This window comes from Actinoplanes sp. NPDC049548 (genome assembly GCF_040676695.1).
Lineage (GTDB): Bacteria > Actinomycetota > Actinomycetes > Mycobacteriales > Micromonosporaceae > Actinoplanes.
Window position 1 is genome coordinate 407,666 of record NZ_JBFAPM010000003.1, and the last position, 14,289, is coordinate 421,954.

Here is a 14,289-nt window from a genome sequence, read left to right on the forward strand (position 1 = left end):
CCACCGCCGCGAGAAGTGGCGTGACCCCAGCGGTCGGCCAGCATGGCAGCGCCGCCGAACGGGACTCGCCCAGCGCCCCGCTCAGGTACGACAGACTACATACGCGCCAACCACAGAGGTCGGAAGGCGGTCGAGCCGAGCCTTTCACCGCGGCTGCGCTGTACAGACGACCCGGGAGTTGCAGCGGACAGGTCAGTCACGTCGCGAACCGTGCCGTCGTGCGCGGCGCGAACCCGCGTCCTGGCTCAACCGCGTTTGAGTACCGCTGAACACATCGCAAGCGCACTCTCCACAGCAAACGACACTGCCGTCGAAAGTGATCATCACCCGTTTGCTCGCGCGGTCATGGGCTCGGCGAGTCGCCATGCTGGAGGACTATCGGGAGCGGCGCGTCAAGTCGCCGAGCGCAGTCCCATCAGCCGGTACGTGTCAACCTTTTCTATACACCGCGAGTATCGGCAATCAGACACCGGCCGCAAGCGCTTGGGACCGTCGAGGGCTCGCACGAATTCGTCACTACGGCAATGATGCTCTTTGCGGCACGCCCCGACCGCACTCCCGACGCGGAAGATCATCGCCATGCCTGTTGCCCTGAGTACGCCTGCCCGACAGGCTTTGATCGCCCTGATGCTGCACGTCACCGAAGCCTCCAATCCGGATCTTCGAAAGCTGTATCACGTCACGATCGAGAAGTCCGCACGTGATCAATTGACTCGCGAAAAGCTGATCATTTGGAAGAAGGGGCAGCGTGGCGCAATCTTTCATGAGTTGACCGATCAAGGTTGGGTCCGCGGCAGGGACGAGTTGACAATGGCACCGCCAGCGGGAGTGGGCGCTGCCTGGCACCTTCTCTGTGGCACGTTCCGCCACCTCAACGGCCTGATGGTCAAGAGCGGGTACCACCTCTCCGACGTCTTCACCCACGAGGACCCAGGCCCGCTCTCCATCGAGGATCGGATCCGGCAGGCGTACGGCGACCTGGCCGACGAACCGGGAGCCCTGGTCAGTCTTGCTCGGCTCCGCGACGCAATGCCGGACGTCCCGCGGGGACGTCTTGACGAAGCCCTACTGGCACTGAATCGGCAGCGGGCGATCCAACTCGATCCCGATCCGAACCGCAAGGCCCTGAGCGACCGCGCAAAGGCGGCCGCGATCCCGCTCGGTGGAGAGGACATGCATCTGATCACGATCGGCCCCGCATGATCGAGCCGCGCGAGCGGCGTGCGCTCACCGAACTACGCCGGCTGGACTGGGCGCCGACCCAGGACGACGTCTGGTCCCGGCTTGACGTCCACATCGACGGACTGAACGGCGATATCGGCGCAGCGGTCGTCCGCGCGTATCAAAACGCAGACACCAGTACCGGCCGCAGCCCGGTCGGCCTGGTCGTTCAGGGACGGCACGGGGCCGGCAAGACGCACCTGATCCGATGGGCGCGTGAACAGGTCCAACTTCAACGCGGCTACTTCTTTCTGATGGGAATCGCCGACGGAAAATCATTCTGGCCGAACGTGGTGTCCGCGTTCCTGCGCGGGCTGCACCGATCCGGCTCGTACCGTCATCCGCAGCTCGAGGTGCTGTTGGAACGGCTCGCCGAGATCGCGGGAATTTCCCATGACCTACGCCTACGAGTGCGGGGCGCAAGTCCGCTGACCCCTGAAGCGCTCGATCAGTTCATCTCCGCATTTCGCCGTGCCGTGCCCGAGGCCGGCCGCGAGTGCCGGCACACCCTCCGTACGCTGGTCATGCTGGCCTCATCCGAAGAGAATGCTAACGATCTCGCAGAGAACTGGCTGACTTCCGCACAGGATGAGACCTCCGCCGGATTAGAGCGCTGGGGGGTGCCTGTCACCGTCAAGCCGCCGCAACGAGTGGCCGAGGAACTTTCTCTGCTCATCGCATGCACCGGGGCGACACTCTTCGCCGTTGACCAGATCGACCCGGTGTTCGCACAGGCTCGCACATCGGCTGTCGACGACGGTTCCAACCGGGGAGTCAACGAGCCGATCGCGATGGCCGCCGACCTCGGCGACGGTCTGATGCAACTTCGTGAGGTGCTTAGCCGGACGGTGACCGTGGTGGCCTGCCTACCGGGATCCTGGGATCTGATCGAGCAGAACGCCCTGGGGTCCGTGAGCGGACGGTTCCGCAAAGAGACCCGGCTCGCCCTGATCCCGTCCGCCGAGATCGCGGTTCAGCTGGTGACCGCGCGATTCGAGCCATTCTTCGAAACCGCCGACTTCGTGCCGCCCTACCCAACGTGGCCAGTGGCCCTGGAAGCGTTTCAGGACGCTCCAGCCTTCACCCCGCGCGGTCTGCTTCAAAGGGTGGACGAGCATGTCCGGGCATGCCTTGCGGCGGACAACGCGACACCGCTCATCAGCCTGCTCCAGGTCGACTCGTCACCTACCCGACCCGCCCCGATACCCCCACCTGCCCGCCTGACCTTGCTCGACGAACGGCTGACCGCACTCCGCGCCGAGGCGGTGGTTGACGCGGCACTGGCGCCCGCGACCGAGGACCGCGAGATGTCCAGGCTTCTCGTTGCGGGCCTGCAGGCTTGGACCATCGAGCAAGGCGACCGCCGCGGTCGGTACAGCGTGCAGCCGGGTGAAGACGGCAATCCGTCGATGCACGCGTGGCTCCGGGAAACCTTGGACGAAGAAACGGAGGATGAGGCTCACTGGTCGTTTCGAGCGCTGTCTCATCCCCATGCACTGGCGGTGCAGGCTCGACTCCGGCGCCTGCTCAGCTTCGTCAACCTCGACCCTGCAATCACCAAGCGCCGTGCCGTGCTGCTTCGCAACGAGGCATGGCCAAACGGCAAGGTGAGCCAACGTATGAAGCAGGACTATCTCGACCGAGGCGGGATGTTGACTACCATATCCGCGGACGACCTGCGGACCTTCGCCGCTCTCGCAACGTTGCTCGACGAGCACGATCCAGCCCTACCGGAGTGGTTGCGGGCGCGGCGTCCGGCCGGAAACACCGTACTCTTTGGACGGGTCTTCGGCGCACCGCCGGACGACAGACGGAACCAGGCACCAGAACCCGACTCGACCGGCGGACCGGCGGCGTCGTCGGTGGAGGCGAAGCAGGCAGCCGCAGCCGGCCCGAGCCTGGACCTGGGGACCGTGCTGGAGACCGGCGAGTCCCTACGCACGCCGCTCGAGTCCCTTCGCAAACACGCGGTGATCTTTGCCGGATCGGGTTCGGGCAAGACCGTCTTGATCCGGCGCTTGATCGAGGAATGCGCGTTGAATGGCGTATCCGCCATCGTGCTCGACCCGAACAACGACCTTGCCCGGCTCGGTGACGCTTGGCCGGAACCGCCGAGAACATGGCGGCCGGGTGACGCGGAGCTGGCCGCGACCTATGTAGACCGCACGGACGTGGTGGTGTGGACGCCGCGGCGGTCGTCCGGCCGACCGCTCAGCTTCCAGCCGCTGCCGGACTTCGCAGCGGTTCTCGACGAGCCGGACGAGTTCGGTCTTGCCCTGGACACCGCCGTCGCAGCGCTCGCGCCACGGGCTCGGATGGCAGCAAACACCGCGAAGGCGGACCGCGGGCGGGCGGTTCTCCGGCAGGCCCTGGACTACTTCGCACGCACCCGCAACAGGGACCTGGCTGGCTTCGTCGATCTGCTCAGCGACCTGCCGGAGGGAGCAGCATCCCTCGGCCGAGCGCGCGAGCTGGCCGCGGACATGGCCGAGACGCTACGAGCCGCTATGGTCAACGACCCGATGTTCGGCGGCGCCGGGGAGACGCTCGATCCGGCCGTCCTGCTTACGCCCGCGCCAGGAAAGCGTGCCCGGGTATCCGTCGTCAGCCTCATCGGGCTGCCGAACGACGAGCAAAGGCAGAGCTTCGTCAACCAGCTACAGATGGCGCTGTTCGCCTGGATCAAGCAACATCCCGCAGGTGACCGACCACTCGGAGGGCTGTTCGTGATGGACGAGGCACAGACGTTCGTGCCCTCCGGAGCGATGACCGCTTGTACCGAAAGCACACTCGCCCTGGCCAGTCAGGCCCGCAAGTACGGCTTGGGCCTGATCTTCGCGACCCAGGCGCCGAAGGGCATCCATAACCGCATCAGCGGCAACGCCGCGACCCAGTTCTACGGTTTCCTGAACAGTCCTGTGCAGATCGCCGCGGCGCGTGAAATCGCATCAGCCAAGGGCAGCTCGGTGCTCGAGATCTCTCGCCTGGAGGCCGGCCAGTTCTACGCCGTCGGCGAGGCGACACCGTTCCGCAAGGTGTCCGTACCGATGTGCCTGTCGTATCACCCCGCAAGCGCGCTGAGCGCCGAGGACGTTCTGGCCCGCGCTCGGGCGTAAGCCGTACCGCCGACGGATCGAGGAGCAGCGGATGGACATCGTCGTCGAAGGTCTCGTGAAGCAGTTCCAGGCCGATCACGACCTCGACGCGCTTGCGGTCGAGGAAGCGTTCGAGGCGTTCGCCGGCTTCTGCGTGCTCAGTTCGTTCTACGAGAGCGACTTCACACCGGAGGTGTTCCGGGTCGGCGGTGGTAATGACTACGGCATCGACGCGTACGGCATCCTGGTCAACGGTGTGCTGCTGCGCGATGCGGTCGATGTGCGGGCAGCCACGGAACAGGCCCGGCAGTTGGATGTGCACTTCATCGTGGTGCAGGCCAAGACCAGCCCCAAGTTCGAAGCAAAGGTGATCGCCGACCTGGCGGACAACCTCACGCATGTAGTCGGCACCGGCGAACTGCCATATCCCGCGTCGCCCGACGTCGGCAATCTGCGCGCCTGTCTCGACGCGATCTACGCCAACATCGCCAAGTTCTCAGGCGGCCGGCCCCGACTGCACGTCCGATATGTCACTAACGGCAATCAGGTGGCCGAGATGCTGCGTCGCAAGGCGGCGTCAGCTGAACGCAACCTGATGCGCCCGGGCCGGTTCGACGCCGTCGAGGTTCGTTGCGTCACCCGCGATGAGCTCTGCGAGCTGTACAAACGGGCGACTCAAGCCGTGCCTGCGACATTCGACATGCCTAAGAAGCTTTCGTTGCCCCGGATGCCGGGCGTCGAGGAGTCCCTCCTCGGCCTGCTGTCCGCGCACGAACTGGTCGTCAAGGTGCTGACCGACCCGACCGGACACATTCGTAAAGCACTATTTCACGAGAACGTGCGCGATTTTCAGGGTTACAACGGTGTCAACGCCCAGATCCGTGACACGGTCCGCGATGAACCTGGGCGCCGTCGTTTCGCGGTCCTCAACAACGGCGTCACCATCGTCACCCGCAATCTCCGAGTCGTTGGCGACGAGGTTCACATCCGTGACTTCCAGGTGGTCAACGGCTGCCAGACCTGTCACGTACTGTTCGACGAACGGGACCAGCTTTCCGACGAAGTCCAGATCAGCGTCCGCATTGTGCACAGCGAGGACGAGGAGGTCATCTCCGGCATCATCGCGGCGACGAACCGGCAGACCGCGGTGAGTGAGGACGACCTCTCCTCACGCGAGGACTTCCACAGACGGCTGGAGGACTGGTTCGCCGCCCAGGAACCTTCCCGACGGCTGTGGTATGAGCGACGATCCAAGCAATACGCGACCCGTCAGGATGTCGAGAAGACCAGGGTGATCAATCGCGCGCAACTGACCCGCGCATACGCGGCGATGTTTCTCGGCGCGCCCTCGGCGGTCGGCCACTACAGGGAGCTGACGACCCAGCGCCGGGATGAGTTGTTCCGACCGGAGCATCTGCCGGATACGTATTACGTTGCGGCGGCGACGCACTACCGCATCGAATGGCTATTGCGCACCCGTCGGATCGGGACGACGTTCCGCCCGGCGCGCTATCACCTCATGGCGGCACTTCGCTGGCAGGTACTGGGGCCGGATCGGCTGGCGGCCAATCCGCGGCGCGCCGCTGAGCAGTGTCGCCGCATGCTCGACATCATTTGGGATCCGGGAGCAGCCGAGCGGGCCGTCGTGAAGCTGCTGCCGACCTTCCATCGAATCATGGCCGAAGAGGAGTCCGCGGGCGTGCCGCCGGGCGAGATGGTGCGCAACCGTCGCTTCGCAGAGGCAGTTCGCGCTGCCATGTTGCCCACGCAGCGCCACAACGGCGGGTAGCGCGATTGAGCACCCCGTAGATTGCAGGCTGACTCACCCCTGCAACGTTGCGTCGCGGTGCTGTTGCGCCGACCAGCCGGGCTCTGGAACGCGCTGGGCCGGCTGAATCCCCAGCCGTGCTCACGCCGGGTGCCGCGATCGCCTAGGATCGCCGCCATGTCCGCGCAGCCCGATCTGCCGCTGCGTCCCATGACGCTCGGTGAGCTGCTCGACGCCGCCATGACGCTGCTCCGGGCCCGGGCGCTGCCGTTGCTGCTCACCTCCGGTGTGCTGGCGGTGCTCGAGCAGGCCCTGCTCATGCCGTTGCGGGCCGCCGCCTCCGCCACCGCGCCCGTCTACGGGCCGGCGCGCGGCAGCTTCGGGTCGTGGTGGGTGCTCGCCTCCGCCGGCTTCGCCACCGAGGGGTTCATCATCTGCCTGCTCGGGGCCATCGCCGCGGCCGCGGCCGGGCCGGCTCTGCTCGGGCGGCCGCTGCGGGACCGGGACGTCTGGAAACGGGTACGGCCGGTGCCGACGCTGCTCGCCGCCGTCGTGTTCGGGGTGGCCTGTGGCGCTGCGGCGTTCGCCGGGTTCGTGGCGTGGCTCGCCGTGTACGGGCTGCTCGGACTGGTCAGCGCCGTCATCGTGATCGACCGGAAGGGGTCGTTCGGGCGGGCCGCGCGGCTGGCGGTCCGCGGGGGGATGCGGGGCGGGTGGACGCGGCTGGCGGCGTACCTGACGTGGTTCGCCGTGCGGGTGGCGCTCGGGGCCGGGTGGGTCGCCGTGTTCACCACCGTGTCCGGGGGCCGGCCGCAGGGGCTGGCCTGGATCGCCCCGGCGGCGTGGGCCTTGGCGAACACCGTGGCGTACGCCGCCCTGGCCTGCGTCGACGCGGTGCTGCTGCTGGAGACGCGGATCCGTACCGAAGGGCTGGACATCGCCATCAGCCGGGCCCGCAGCCGCGGCCAGGACGAGGCCGCGGCCCTGGTGTACGCGCCGTGACCCGGGTGTGGGACGAGTTCGCGGCGTCGGTCTTCGACCGGATCTCGCCGCAGCTCCTGCTGTTCCTGCTGCTGCTCCTCGCGGGCGTGGCCGGCTCGCTCTGGTACTGGTATCCGGCCTGGGTTCCCAGGCGGATGCCGCGGCTGCGGATGCCGAAGATCAAGCGGCCCAGGCGCAGGCCGAGGACGAAGAAGAAGGCCGTGGAGGAGACTCCGGCCGCGCCGGCCTTCGAGCCCAGCGTCGTGCTGCCCGACGGCACGTTGCTCGCCGACCGGCTCGCCGCCGAGGGCCGTTACGCGGAGGCGATCCGGCAGCGGCTGCGTGACCTCGTCGGCGACCTGGCCGCGGCCGGCATCGTCGCACCGCTGCCCGGGACGACCGCCGCCGAGGTCGCCGCGACCGCCGCGGTGCAGCGCCCGGCGATGGCGGGCCCGCTGGGCGGTGCCACCGAGCTGTTCTCCGAGATCTGGTACGGCGACCGCCCGGCCCTGCGCGATCACGACGAGCACATGCGCGCCCTGACCGGCGAGGTCCGCACCCGGATGACGGGCGGTACGCCGTGAAGAACCCCCGCCGGCTGCGCCTGATCGCGCCGCTCGCCGTCGTCCTCGGCCTCGCCACGATCACCGGCGTCGCGCACGTCGTGCAGCAGCCCGATCCCACCGACGCCACCTTCCTCTCCCCCACGAGCGACGAGGGCCAGGGCGCACGCCTGCTCGCCGACGGCCTGAGCCGCAAGGGCGTCGCCGTCGAGGTGCGCCACACCAGCCAGGAGGCCCTGGACGCGATCGGCACGTTCGGTGAGACGACCCTGTTCGTGACGACTCCGGGGCTGGTCCACCCGACGTACCTGGAAAGGTTCGCCGCCCTGCCGCCGCGGGTGCGGGTCGTCATGGTGGCGCCCCGCGCGAACGAGCTCAACAAGGCCGGCCTGGACGTCGTCGTCGGCGGGCCGCGCTGGACGGCCGCCGCGGTCGGTCCCGGCTGCGGGGCGGACTTCGCCGGGGCCGCGGGCCCGGCGGCGGTGCTGCGCTGGCGGTACGACGCGGCCGAGTACGCGCCGGTGACCTGCTACGACGGCGGGCTGGCCGAGTTCCGGGCCGGCGGCTTCGCCGACATCACGCTGGTCGGCGCCGTGGATCCGTTCCGCAACGACCGCGCCGACGAGCACGGCAACAGCGAGCTCGCCGTGGGTGTGCTGGCGCGCAGCCCGCGGGTGATCTGGCTCGACCTGCACGAGCGGGAGCCCGCACCCCGGATCCCTCCGCCGCCACCGGCCGGGACCGGGTCGCAGCCGGGCGGTGACAGTTCCGGCGACGACGACGGCTGGACGGACGACAGCGACCCCGACGGCGAGCCGGGCGGGGAACCGACCGGCGAACCGCAACCCGGCGACGAGGGCGGCGAGACCGTCACCGGCGGCGCCGCCGGCGAGAGTGCGCTCGCCCAGGCCTTCCCGCCCTCGGTGTGGGCGACCCTGGCGCTGCTCGTGCTGGCGGCGATCGCGCTGGCGCTGGCGTCGGCCCGGCGCCTCGGTGCGCCGGTCGCCGAGCCGCTGCCGGTCCAGGTCCGCACCGCGGAGACGGTCCGTGGCCTCGGTGGCCTGTATCGGCGGGCGAGGGCGCGCGGCGCGTCGCTGGCCACCGTACAGTCGGCGGCGCGGGCACGGCTGGCCGACCACCTCGACCTTCCGCCCACCACGCCCGTCGACGAGCTGGCCGCCCGGGTGGCGGCGTACGCGGGGCTGCCGGAGGACGACGTCCGGCACCTGCTCGGCGGCGGGGTCGAGGACAGCGACGCCGAGCTGGTCCGGGCCGCGACGGCCGTGCAGGACCTGGTCCGGTTCGTTACCGGGCAGCAGAACGCGCAACAGGCACCGGACGAGGGGAATGTGACGTGACGTCTTCCGTACCCGTGGAGGCCCTCGCGGCCCGCGACGCGCTGCAGCGCCTGCGGGCCGAGGTCGCCAAGGCGGTCATCGGCCAGGACGCGGTGGTCGGCGGCGTGGTCATCGCCCTGCTCTGCGGCGGCCACGTGCTGCTGGAGGGCGTGCCCGGGGTCGCCAAGACGCTGCTCGTCCGAGCCATGGCGACGGCGCTGGACATGGACACCAAGCGGGTGCAGTTCACGCCCGACCTGATGCCCGGCGACGTGACCGGCTCGCTGATCTACGACGCGCGCTCCGCGGCCTTCAACTTCCGGCCCGGCCCGATCTTCACCAACCTGCTGCTCGCTGACGAGATCAACCGCACCCCGCCGAAGACCCAGGCCGCCCTGCTCGAGGCCATGGAGGAGCGCACGGTCAGCACCGACGGCGAGTCCCGCCGGCTGCCCGAGCCGTTCATCGTGGTGGCCACCCAGAACCCCATCGAATACGAGGGCACGTACCCGTTGCCGGAGGCACAGCTCGACCGCTTCCTGCTCAAGCTGGCCGTGCCGCTGCCGGAACGCCAGGAGGAGCTCGGCGTGCTGCGGGCGCACCACCTCGGCTTCGACCCGCGCGACCTGAAGGCGGCCGGGGTGGGGCCGGTCGCGTCCGCCGCCGACCTGGCCGCCGGCCGCGAGGCGGTACGCGCGGTCGCCGTCGCCGAGCCGGTGCTGGAGTACATCGTCGACCTGTGCCGCGCCACCCGCGTGGCACCCGCGCTCGAGCTGGGCGCGTCCCCGCGTGGCACGACTGCGCTGCTGGCCGTGGCAAAGGCGCGCGCGTGGCTCAGCGGCCGCGAGTACGTGATCCCGGACGACGTGAAGGCGTTCGCGGTCCCCGTCCTACGGCACCGCGTGCGGCTGCGCGCCGAGGCCGAGCTGGACGGCGTGACCACCGACTCGGTGCTGCGGTCCGTGCTCGGCGCCGTGCCCGCGCCCCGCTGAGCCGACCGTGGTCACGAGGCGCTTCGCGCTGCTCCTGGCGCTCGGCGTACCGCTGCCGGCGCTGCTGCCCTCGCCGTGGCTGCTGACCCTGGCCGTGCTGGGGCTGGCGGTCGGCGCGGCGGTGCTGGACGCGCTCGTCGCGGCCCCGCTGACCGCCGTGACGCTGCGGCGTACCGGGGCCGAGACGGTCTGGCTCGGGGAGACGGCGACCACGACGCTGACCGTCGGCAACACGGCGCGGCGGCCGATGTGGCTGCGGCTGCGCGACCGCTGGGTGCCGTCGGCGGGCGCGGACCGCACCGAGCACCGGCTCAACCTGCTCGCCGGCGAGGAACAGCAGGTCACCACCACGCTGACGCCGACGCGGCACGGGGATCGGGCCGCGGTGCGGGTGACGCTGCGGTCGTACGGGCCGCTCGGGCTCGCGTACCGGCAGCGGTCGCAGCGGTGGAACGAGCAGGTGACGCCGACGTGGACGCTGCGGGTGCTGCCGCGCTTCCCGTCCCGGCGGCTGCTGCCGGAGAAGCTGGCGAAGCTGCGCGTGTTCGACGGGGCGGTGGTGACCCGCGGGCGGGGGCAGGGCACCGAGTTCGACGTGTTGCGCGAGTACGTGGTCGGCGACGACGTGCGGTCGATCGACTGGCGGGCGTCCGCGCGTACCCATGATGTGGTGGTCCGGACGTGGCGCCCCGAGCGCGACCGGCGCGTGGTGTGCGTGCTCGACACGGGCCGCACGTCGGCGGCGCGCATCGGCGACGAGCCCCGGCTGGACGCCGCCATCGACGCGGCCCTGCTGCTGGCGGTGCTGGCGTCCAAGGCCGACGACCGCGTCGACCTGCTGGCGGTCGACACGGCCGTACGCGCGAAGGTCGAGGGCGGTGGCCACCGCACCAAGCTGCCCCGCCTGATCAGCTCGATGGCGTCGCTCGAGCCGGCGCTGGTCGAGACGGACTTCGGCCTCGTCGCCGGCGACCTGCTGCGCCGCGACCACAAGCGGGCCATGGTGGTGATCTTCTCGGCCCTCGACGCGGCCCCGATCATCGAGGGCCTGCTGCCCGTGCTGTCCCGGCTCACCACCAAGCACCGGGTCGTGCTGGCGGCCGTCCGCGACCCGGAGACCGCCCGGCTGGCCGAGCTGCCGTCCACCGGCGCCACCGCCGAGGATGTCCATCTCGCCGCGGCGGCGGAGCTGGCCCTGGGCGAGCGCGACCGGGTCCGGGCGCTGCTGACGCAGCAGGGGGTGATCGTGGTCGACGAGCTGCGGGAGACCTTCGCCTCGAAGGTCTCCGACGCCTATCTCATGCTGAAGGCGGCCGGTCGGCTCTAGCTGCTCGCAGATACACTCGGCTGGCCTGCACGCGGGTGCGCACCTGGAGCTTGTCGAAGATGTGCCCGACGTGCACACCGACCGTACGCTCGCTGATGAACAGCGCCTGCCCGATCTCGCGGTTGGTCAGCCCCTCGGCGACCGCGGCGAGCACCTCACGCTCGCGCTCGGTCAGCATCTCCAGCCCAACGCCGTCCGGCTGCCGGGCCGGGGCCGCCGCCACGTCCTCGTCACCGTTGAGCGTGACCCGGGCCCGCGCCGCCACCTGGGTGATCTCGGCGGCGAACGGCTTGGCGCCCATCGCGCGGGCGGTCTCGTACGCCTCCCGGATGGCGGTCGTGGCGGCGGCCCGCCGGGTGCGCCGGGCGAAGCACGCCTCCGCCTGCCGCAGCCGTGAGTACGCCGCCGGATACGGCTGTTTGCGCCGGTCCCAGGCCTGTGCGGCCCGGGCCCAGAGGTCGGGATCGTTGCGGTCCCCGATCCGGCTGAGCTCGGCGGCGCACAGGTCGAGGTAGCCGTCGACGACCGCGCGGACCGGCGGGGCGGCGTTGCCGGCACTGCGCGCCACCCGTTTGACCACGGCCTGCAGGCGCCGGACCGCGCCCCGGTCGACCGCGACCTCCCCGCCGGCCTGCGCCTCGGCCTCGGCCCGCAGGCCGTGCCAGGCCAGCACCCCGAGCAGCACCAGGTCGTCGGAGCGGGTCTCGGTGAGGCCGCGCTGCACGGCCGCCCGGGCCTCGGCGTGCCGGCCCTGCCACATGGCCAGGCCTGCCTTGAGTGTCAGCATCGGCAGCACGTGCCGGGCCCCGCCGCCGGCAAGGATCGTCGTGACCGCGTCCAGATCACGGCTCGCTTGCTCCCCATCGCCGAGCCCCAGGGAGAGCCGGGACCTAGAGAGCAGGATTTCGACCGCGTCCGCACCGGACGGGCGGTGCCGCATGGCGTCGTCGAGAACCTGACCGGCCTCGGTCCACTGGCCGATCCGGAAAAGCCCGTTCGCCGCGATCGCGAGCAGCCGGGTCTGGTACGTGCGGCCCTGCCCGATCGCGGCGAGCTTCTCCGCGCCTCGCCGCGCTGCCAGCACGCCCTCCTCGATGTTGTTCAGCGGGTTGGTGAGCAGCTCGGCGAGGTGCAGGTAGGCGCAGCCGATGTCGTCCGGGTGCCCGGCGCGCTCGGCGATCTCCACCGCCTGCCGGATCACGGCCAGCCCGGCGTCCGGATCCTCCCGGAAGGCGAGGCTGAACCCGAGGGCGGCGCTGGCCCGGACCAGGTCGGTCGTCGCGTCCTCGTGGCGTTCGGCCAGCTCGAGCGCCTCCCGCGCGCGGACCCCCGCGTCGGCGTAGCGGCCCAGGTGCACCAGCAGCTCGGCGAGGTGCGCGCTGGCAGACGAGCGATGTCGCATGTCGGAATCTGTCATGGCGAGCACCCGCTCGTACTCCATCTCGGCGGTCGCGGTGCGTCCCGCCGCGGCCAGATACCGGGCCCGCCGCAGGTGGATCTCGCAGATTCCGGGCCCGTCCTCGCGTTCGGCCAGCTGTTCCAGCGTGCTGAGCGCGCGCTGGTGCTCGCCGCAGCGGTGCGCCGACTCGGCGGCGTGTCCCAGCAGCTCCGTGCGCTCCGGGCTGTCGTCGGAGGTCAGGGCGAGCGCCAGGGCCCAGTAGCGGTACGCCTCGGCGAAGCCGTACAGCTGCTCGGCGGCGCGTGCGGCGGCGATCACCGACGGCAACGCGCGCGTCGGCTCGCCGGCCTGCTGCCAGTGGTGTGCCAGCCGGGCGTGGTCGGTCTCGCCCGGCGCGGCCTCGATCGCCTCGGCATACCGGCGGTGCAACGAAGCGCGCTCGGCCGGCAGCACCTCGTGCTCGATCACCTCGGCGACCACCTGGTGGCGCAGCCGGTAGCCGTCGGGCGCGCTGGTCAGGAAGCGGTGCGCGACGGCGGCCCGGACCGCCTCGATCAACTCCGCCTCGGGCAGCGGCAGCACCCGCGCCAGCAGGGCGTGCTCGACCGGCTCCACGCCGGCCGCGACCGCGTGCACCACGTCGTGCGCGTGCTGCGGCAGCTCGTCGACGCGTGACAGGAAGATCTCACGCAGCGTGTCGGACAGCTCCACCCGCCCATCGCGCAGGTCCCGGGCCAGCTCCTCGGCCACGAACGGGTTACCGCCGCTGCGCCTGAAGACCCGGCCGGCGTCCTCGGCCGCGATGTCGCCGGCGATCGCGGTGACCAGCTTCGCGGTCGCGTACTGGTCGAGCGGGGCCAGGTCCAGCACCCGTACGGACCGCAGCCGCCGCAGCTCGGCCAGCACCCGGCGCAGCGGGTGCGCGCCTTGCAGCGACTCCGAACGAACCGCCGCCAGCACCGACAGGCTGACGTCTCCCAGGCCGGCGAGCAGGTAGAGCAGGAGTTGACGGGTGCTGCGGTCGGCCCATTGCAGGTCGTCCAGCACCAGCAGCAGCCGACGCCCGGCAGCGTACGAACGCAAGCTCCGTGCCACGCTCTCCAGCAGAGCAGCGGAGCCCTCGCCGCTGGATGCGGCTCTCATCAGCTGGTCGGCGTCTGAATCGACCCACCGCAACGCTTGCAGGATCGGCTGGAGAGGTGTTGCATCGCCGATGTCCTGACAGGAGCCGTACAACACGACGATGCCTGCCGCACGCGCCGCGGTCGTCGCTTCCTGTAGGAGGCGCGTCTTGCCGATGCCGTCCTCGCCTATAACGATGACCGCTGCTACGCGCCCGGCAGAGGCATGCCAGAGAGCCGCGCCGAGATCGGACAGCGTATCGGTACGTCCGACGAAAAGGCTCTCCAGCTGCCGGTCCGCCGCGCCGACGGGCGCTTGACGCGCCTGAGCGACCCGCATCGCCCTGCCGTCGGAAGCGGAAGGGGCATGCGGCAGGTCCCCCAGCAGCCCGCGTATTTCTCCGGCGTCGAGGTGTTCCATCGCTCGGACCACGAGCTGGTGTCCATGGACGAAAGAAGGTAGATCATGAGGTGAGTGGCCGGGA

General features: G+C 70.5%; 9 protein-coding genes. 8 read left to right on the top strand and 1 reads right to left on the bottom strand.

Annotation, left to right across the window (positions count from 1 at the left end):
- Positions 1-579 precede the first annotated feature (579 nt).
- The 8 genes from AB0J80_RS09150 (at position 580) to AB0J80_RS09185 (ending at position 11,284) form a co-directional block, all read left to right on the top strand.
- Positions 580-1,203, top strand: a complete 624-nt coding sequence (locus tag AB0J80_RS09150; RefSeq protein ID WP_364702244.1) for a hypothetical protein — start codon at positions 580-582, stop codon at positions 1,201-1,203.
- Positions 1,200-4,337 carry a DUF87 domain-containing protein gene (locus AB0J80_RS09155; RefSeq protein WP_364702247.1) on the top strand — a complete coding sequence of 1,046 codons (3,138 nt, stop codon included), beginning with the start codon at positions 1,200-1,202 and terminating at the stop codon, positions 4,335-4,337. The genes AB0J80_RS09150 and AB0J80_RS09155 overlap by 4 nt, the downstream gene beginning before the upstream one ends.
- 31 nt (positions 4,338-4,368) lie before the next feature.
- Positions 4,369-6,105, top strand: a complete 1,737-nt coding sequence (locus AB0J80_RS09160) for an AIPR family protein (protein WP_364702250.1) — start codon at positions 4,369-4,371, stop codon at positions 6,103-6,105.
- A gap of 156 nt (positions 6,106-6,261) precedes the next feature.
- Complete coding sequence (locus AB0J80_RS09165) at positions 6,262-7,086, top strand: hypothetical protein (protein WP_364702253.1); 825 nt, start codon at positions 6,262-6,264, stop codon at positions 7,084-7,086.
- Positions 7,083-7,649, top strand: coding sequence for a DUF4129 domain-containing protein (locus tag AB0J80_RS09170; RefSeq protein ID WP_364702256.1), 567 nt, complete (start codon positions 7,083-7,085; stop codon positions 7,647-7,649). The genes AB0J80_RS09165 and AB0J80_RS09170 overlap by 4 nt, the downstream gene beginning before the upstream one ends.
- Entirely contained in the window at positions 7,646-8,986 is a 1,341-nt protein-coding gene (locus tag AB0J80_RS09175) for a DUF4350 domain-containing protein (protein ID WP_364702259.1), read from the top strand. The genes AB0J80_RS09170 and AB0J80_RS09175 overlap by 4 nt, the downstream gene beginning before the upstream one ends.
- Positions 8,983-9,957 (top strand): MoxR family ATPase, encoded by a 975-nt coding sequence (locus AB0J80_RS09180; RefSeq protein WP_364702262.1) that lies wholly within the window; start codon positions 8,983-8,985, stop codon positions 9,955-9,957. Before AB0J80_RS09175 ends, AB0J80_RS09180 begins: the two co-directional genes overlap by 4 nt.
- A 7-nt stretch (positions 9,958-9,964) precedes the next feature.
- Positions 9,965-11,284 carry a DUF58 domain-containing protein gene (locus tag AB0J80_RS09185; RefSeq protein ID WP_364702264.1) on the top strand — a complete coding sequence of 440 codons (1,320 nt, stop codon included), beginning with the start codon at positions 9,965-9,967 and terminating at the stop codon, positions 11,282-11,284.
- Here the strand turns inward: AB0J80_RS09185 and AB0J80_RS09190 are convergent.
- A complete protein-coding gene (locus AB0J80_RS09190) occupies positions 11,256-14,144 on the bottom strand; it encodes an AAA family ATPase (protein WP_364702626.1) in 2,889 nt (962 codons plus the stop codon). The two genes, AB0J80_RS09185 and AB0J80_RS09190, sit on opposite strands and share 29 nt — an antisense overlap.
- Between the last annotated feature and the right edge of the window lie 145 nt (positions 14,145-14,289).

What these genes read in the sequence shown, in the direction of transcription:
- AB0J80_RS09150 (WP_364702244.1), top strand. Translation starts at nt 580, where the DNA reads ATGCCTGTTGCCCTGAGTACGCCTGCCCGACAGGCTTTGATCGCCCTG.
- AB0J80_RS09155 (WP_364702247.1), top strand. Translation starts at nt 1,200, where the DNA reads ATGATCGAGCCGCGCGAGCGGCGTGCGCTCACCGAACTACGCCGGCTG.
- AB0J80_RS09160 (WP_364702250.1), top strand. Translation starts at nt 4,369, where the DNA reads ATGGACATCGTCGTCGAAGGTCTCGTGAAGCAGTTCCAGGCCGATCAC.
- AB0J80_RS09165 (WP_364702253.1), top strand. Translation starts at nt 6,262, where the DNA reads ATGTCCGCGCAGCCCGATCTGCCGCTGCGTCCCATGACGCTCGGTGAG.
- AB0J80_RS09190 (WP_364702626.1), bottom strand. Translation starts at nt 14,144, where the DNA reads ATGCGGGTCGCTCAGGCGCGTCAAGCGCCCGTCGGCGCGGCGGACCGG.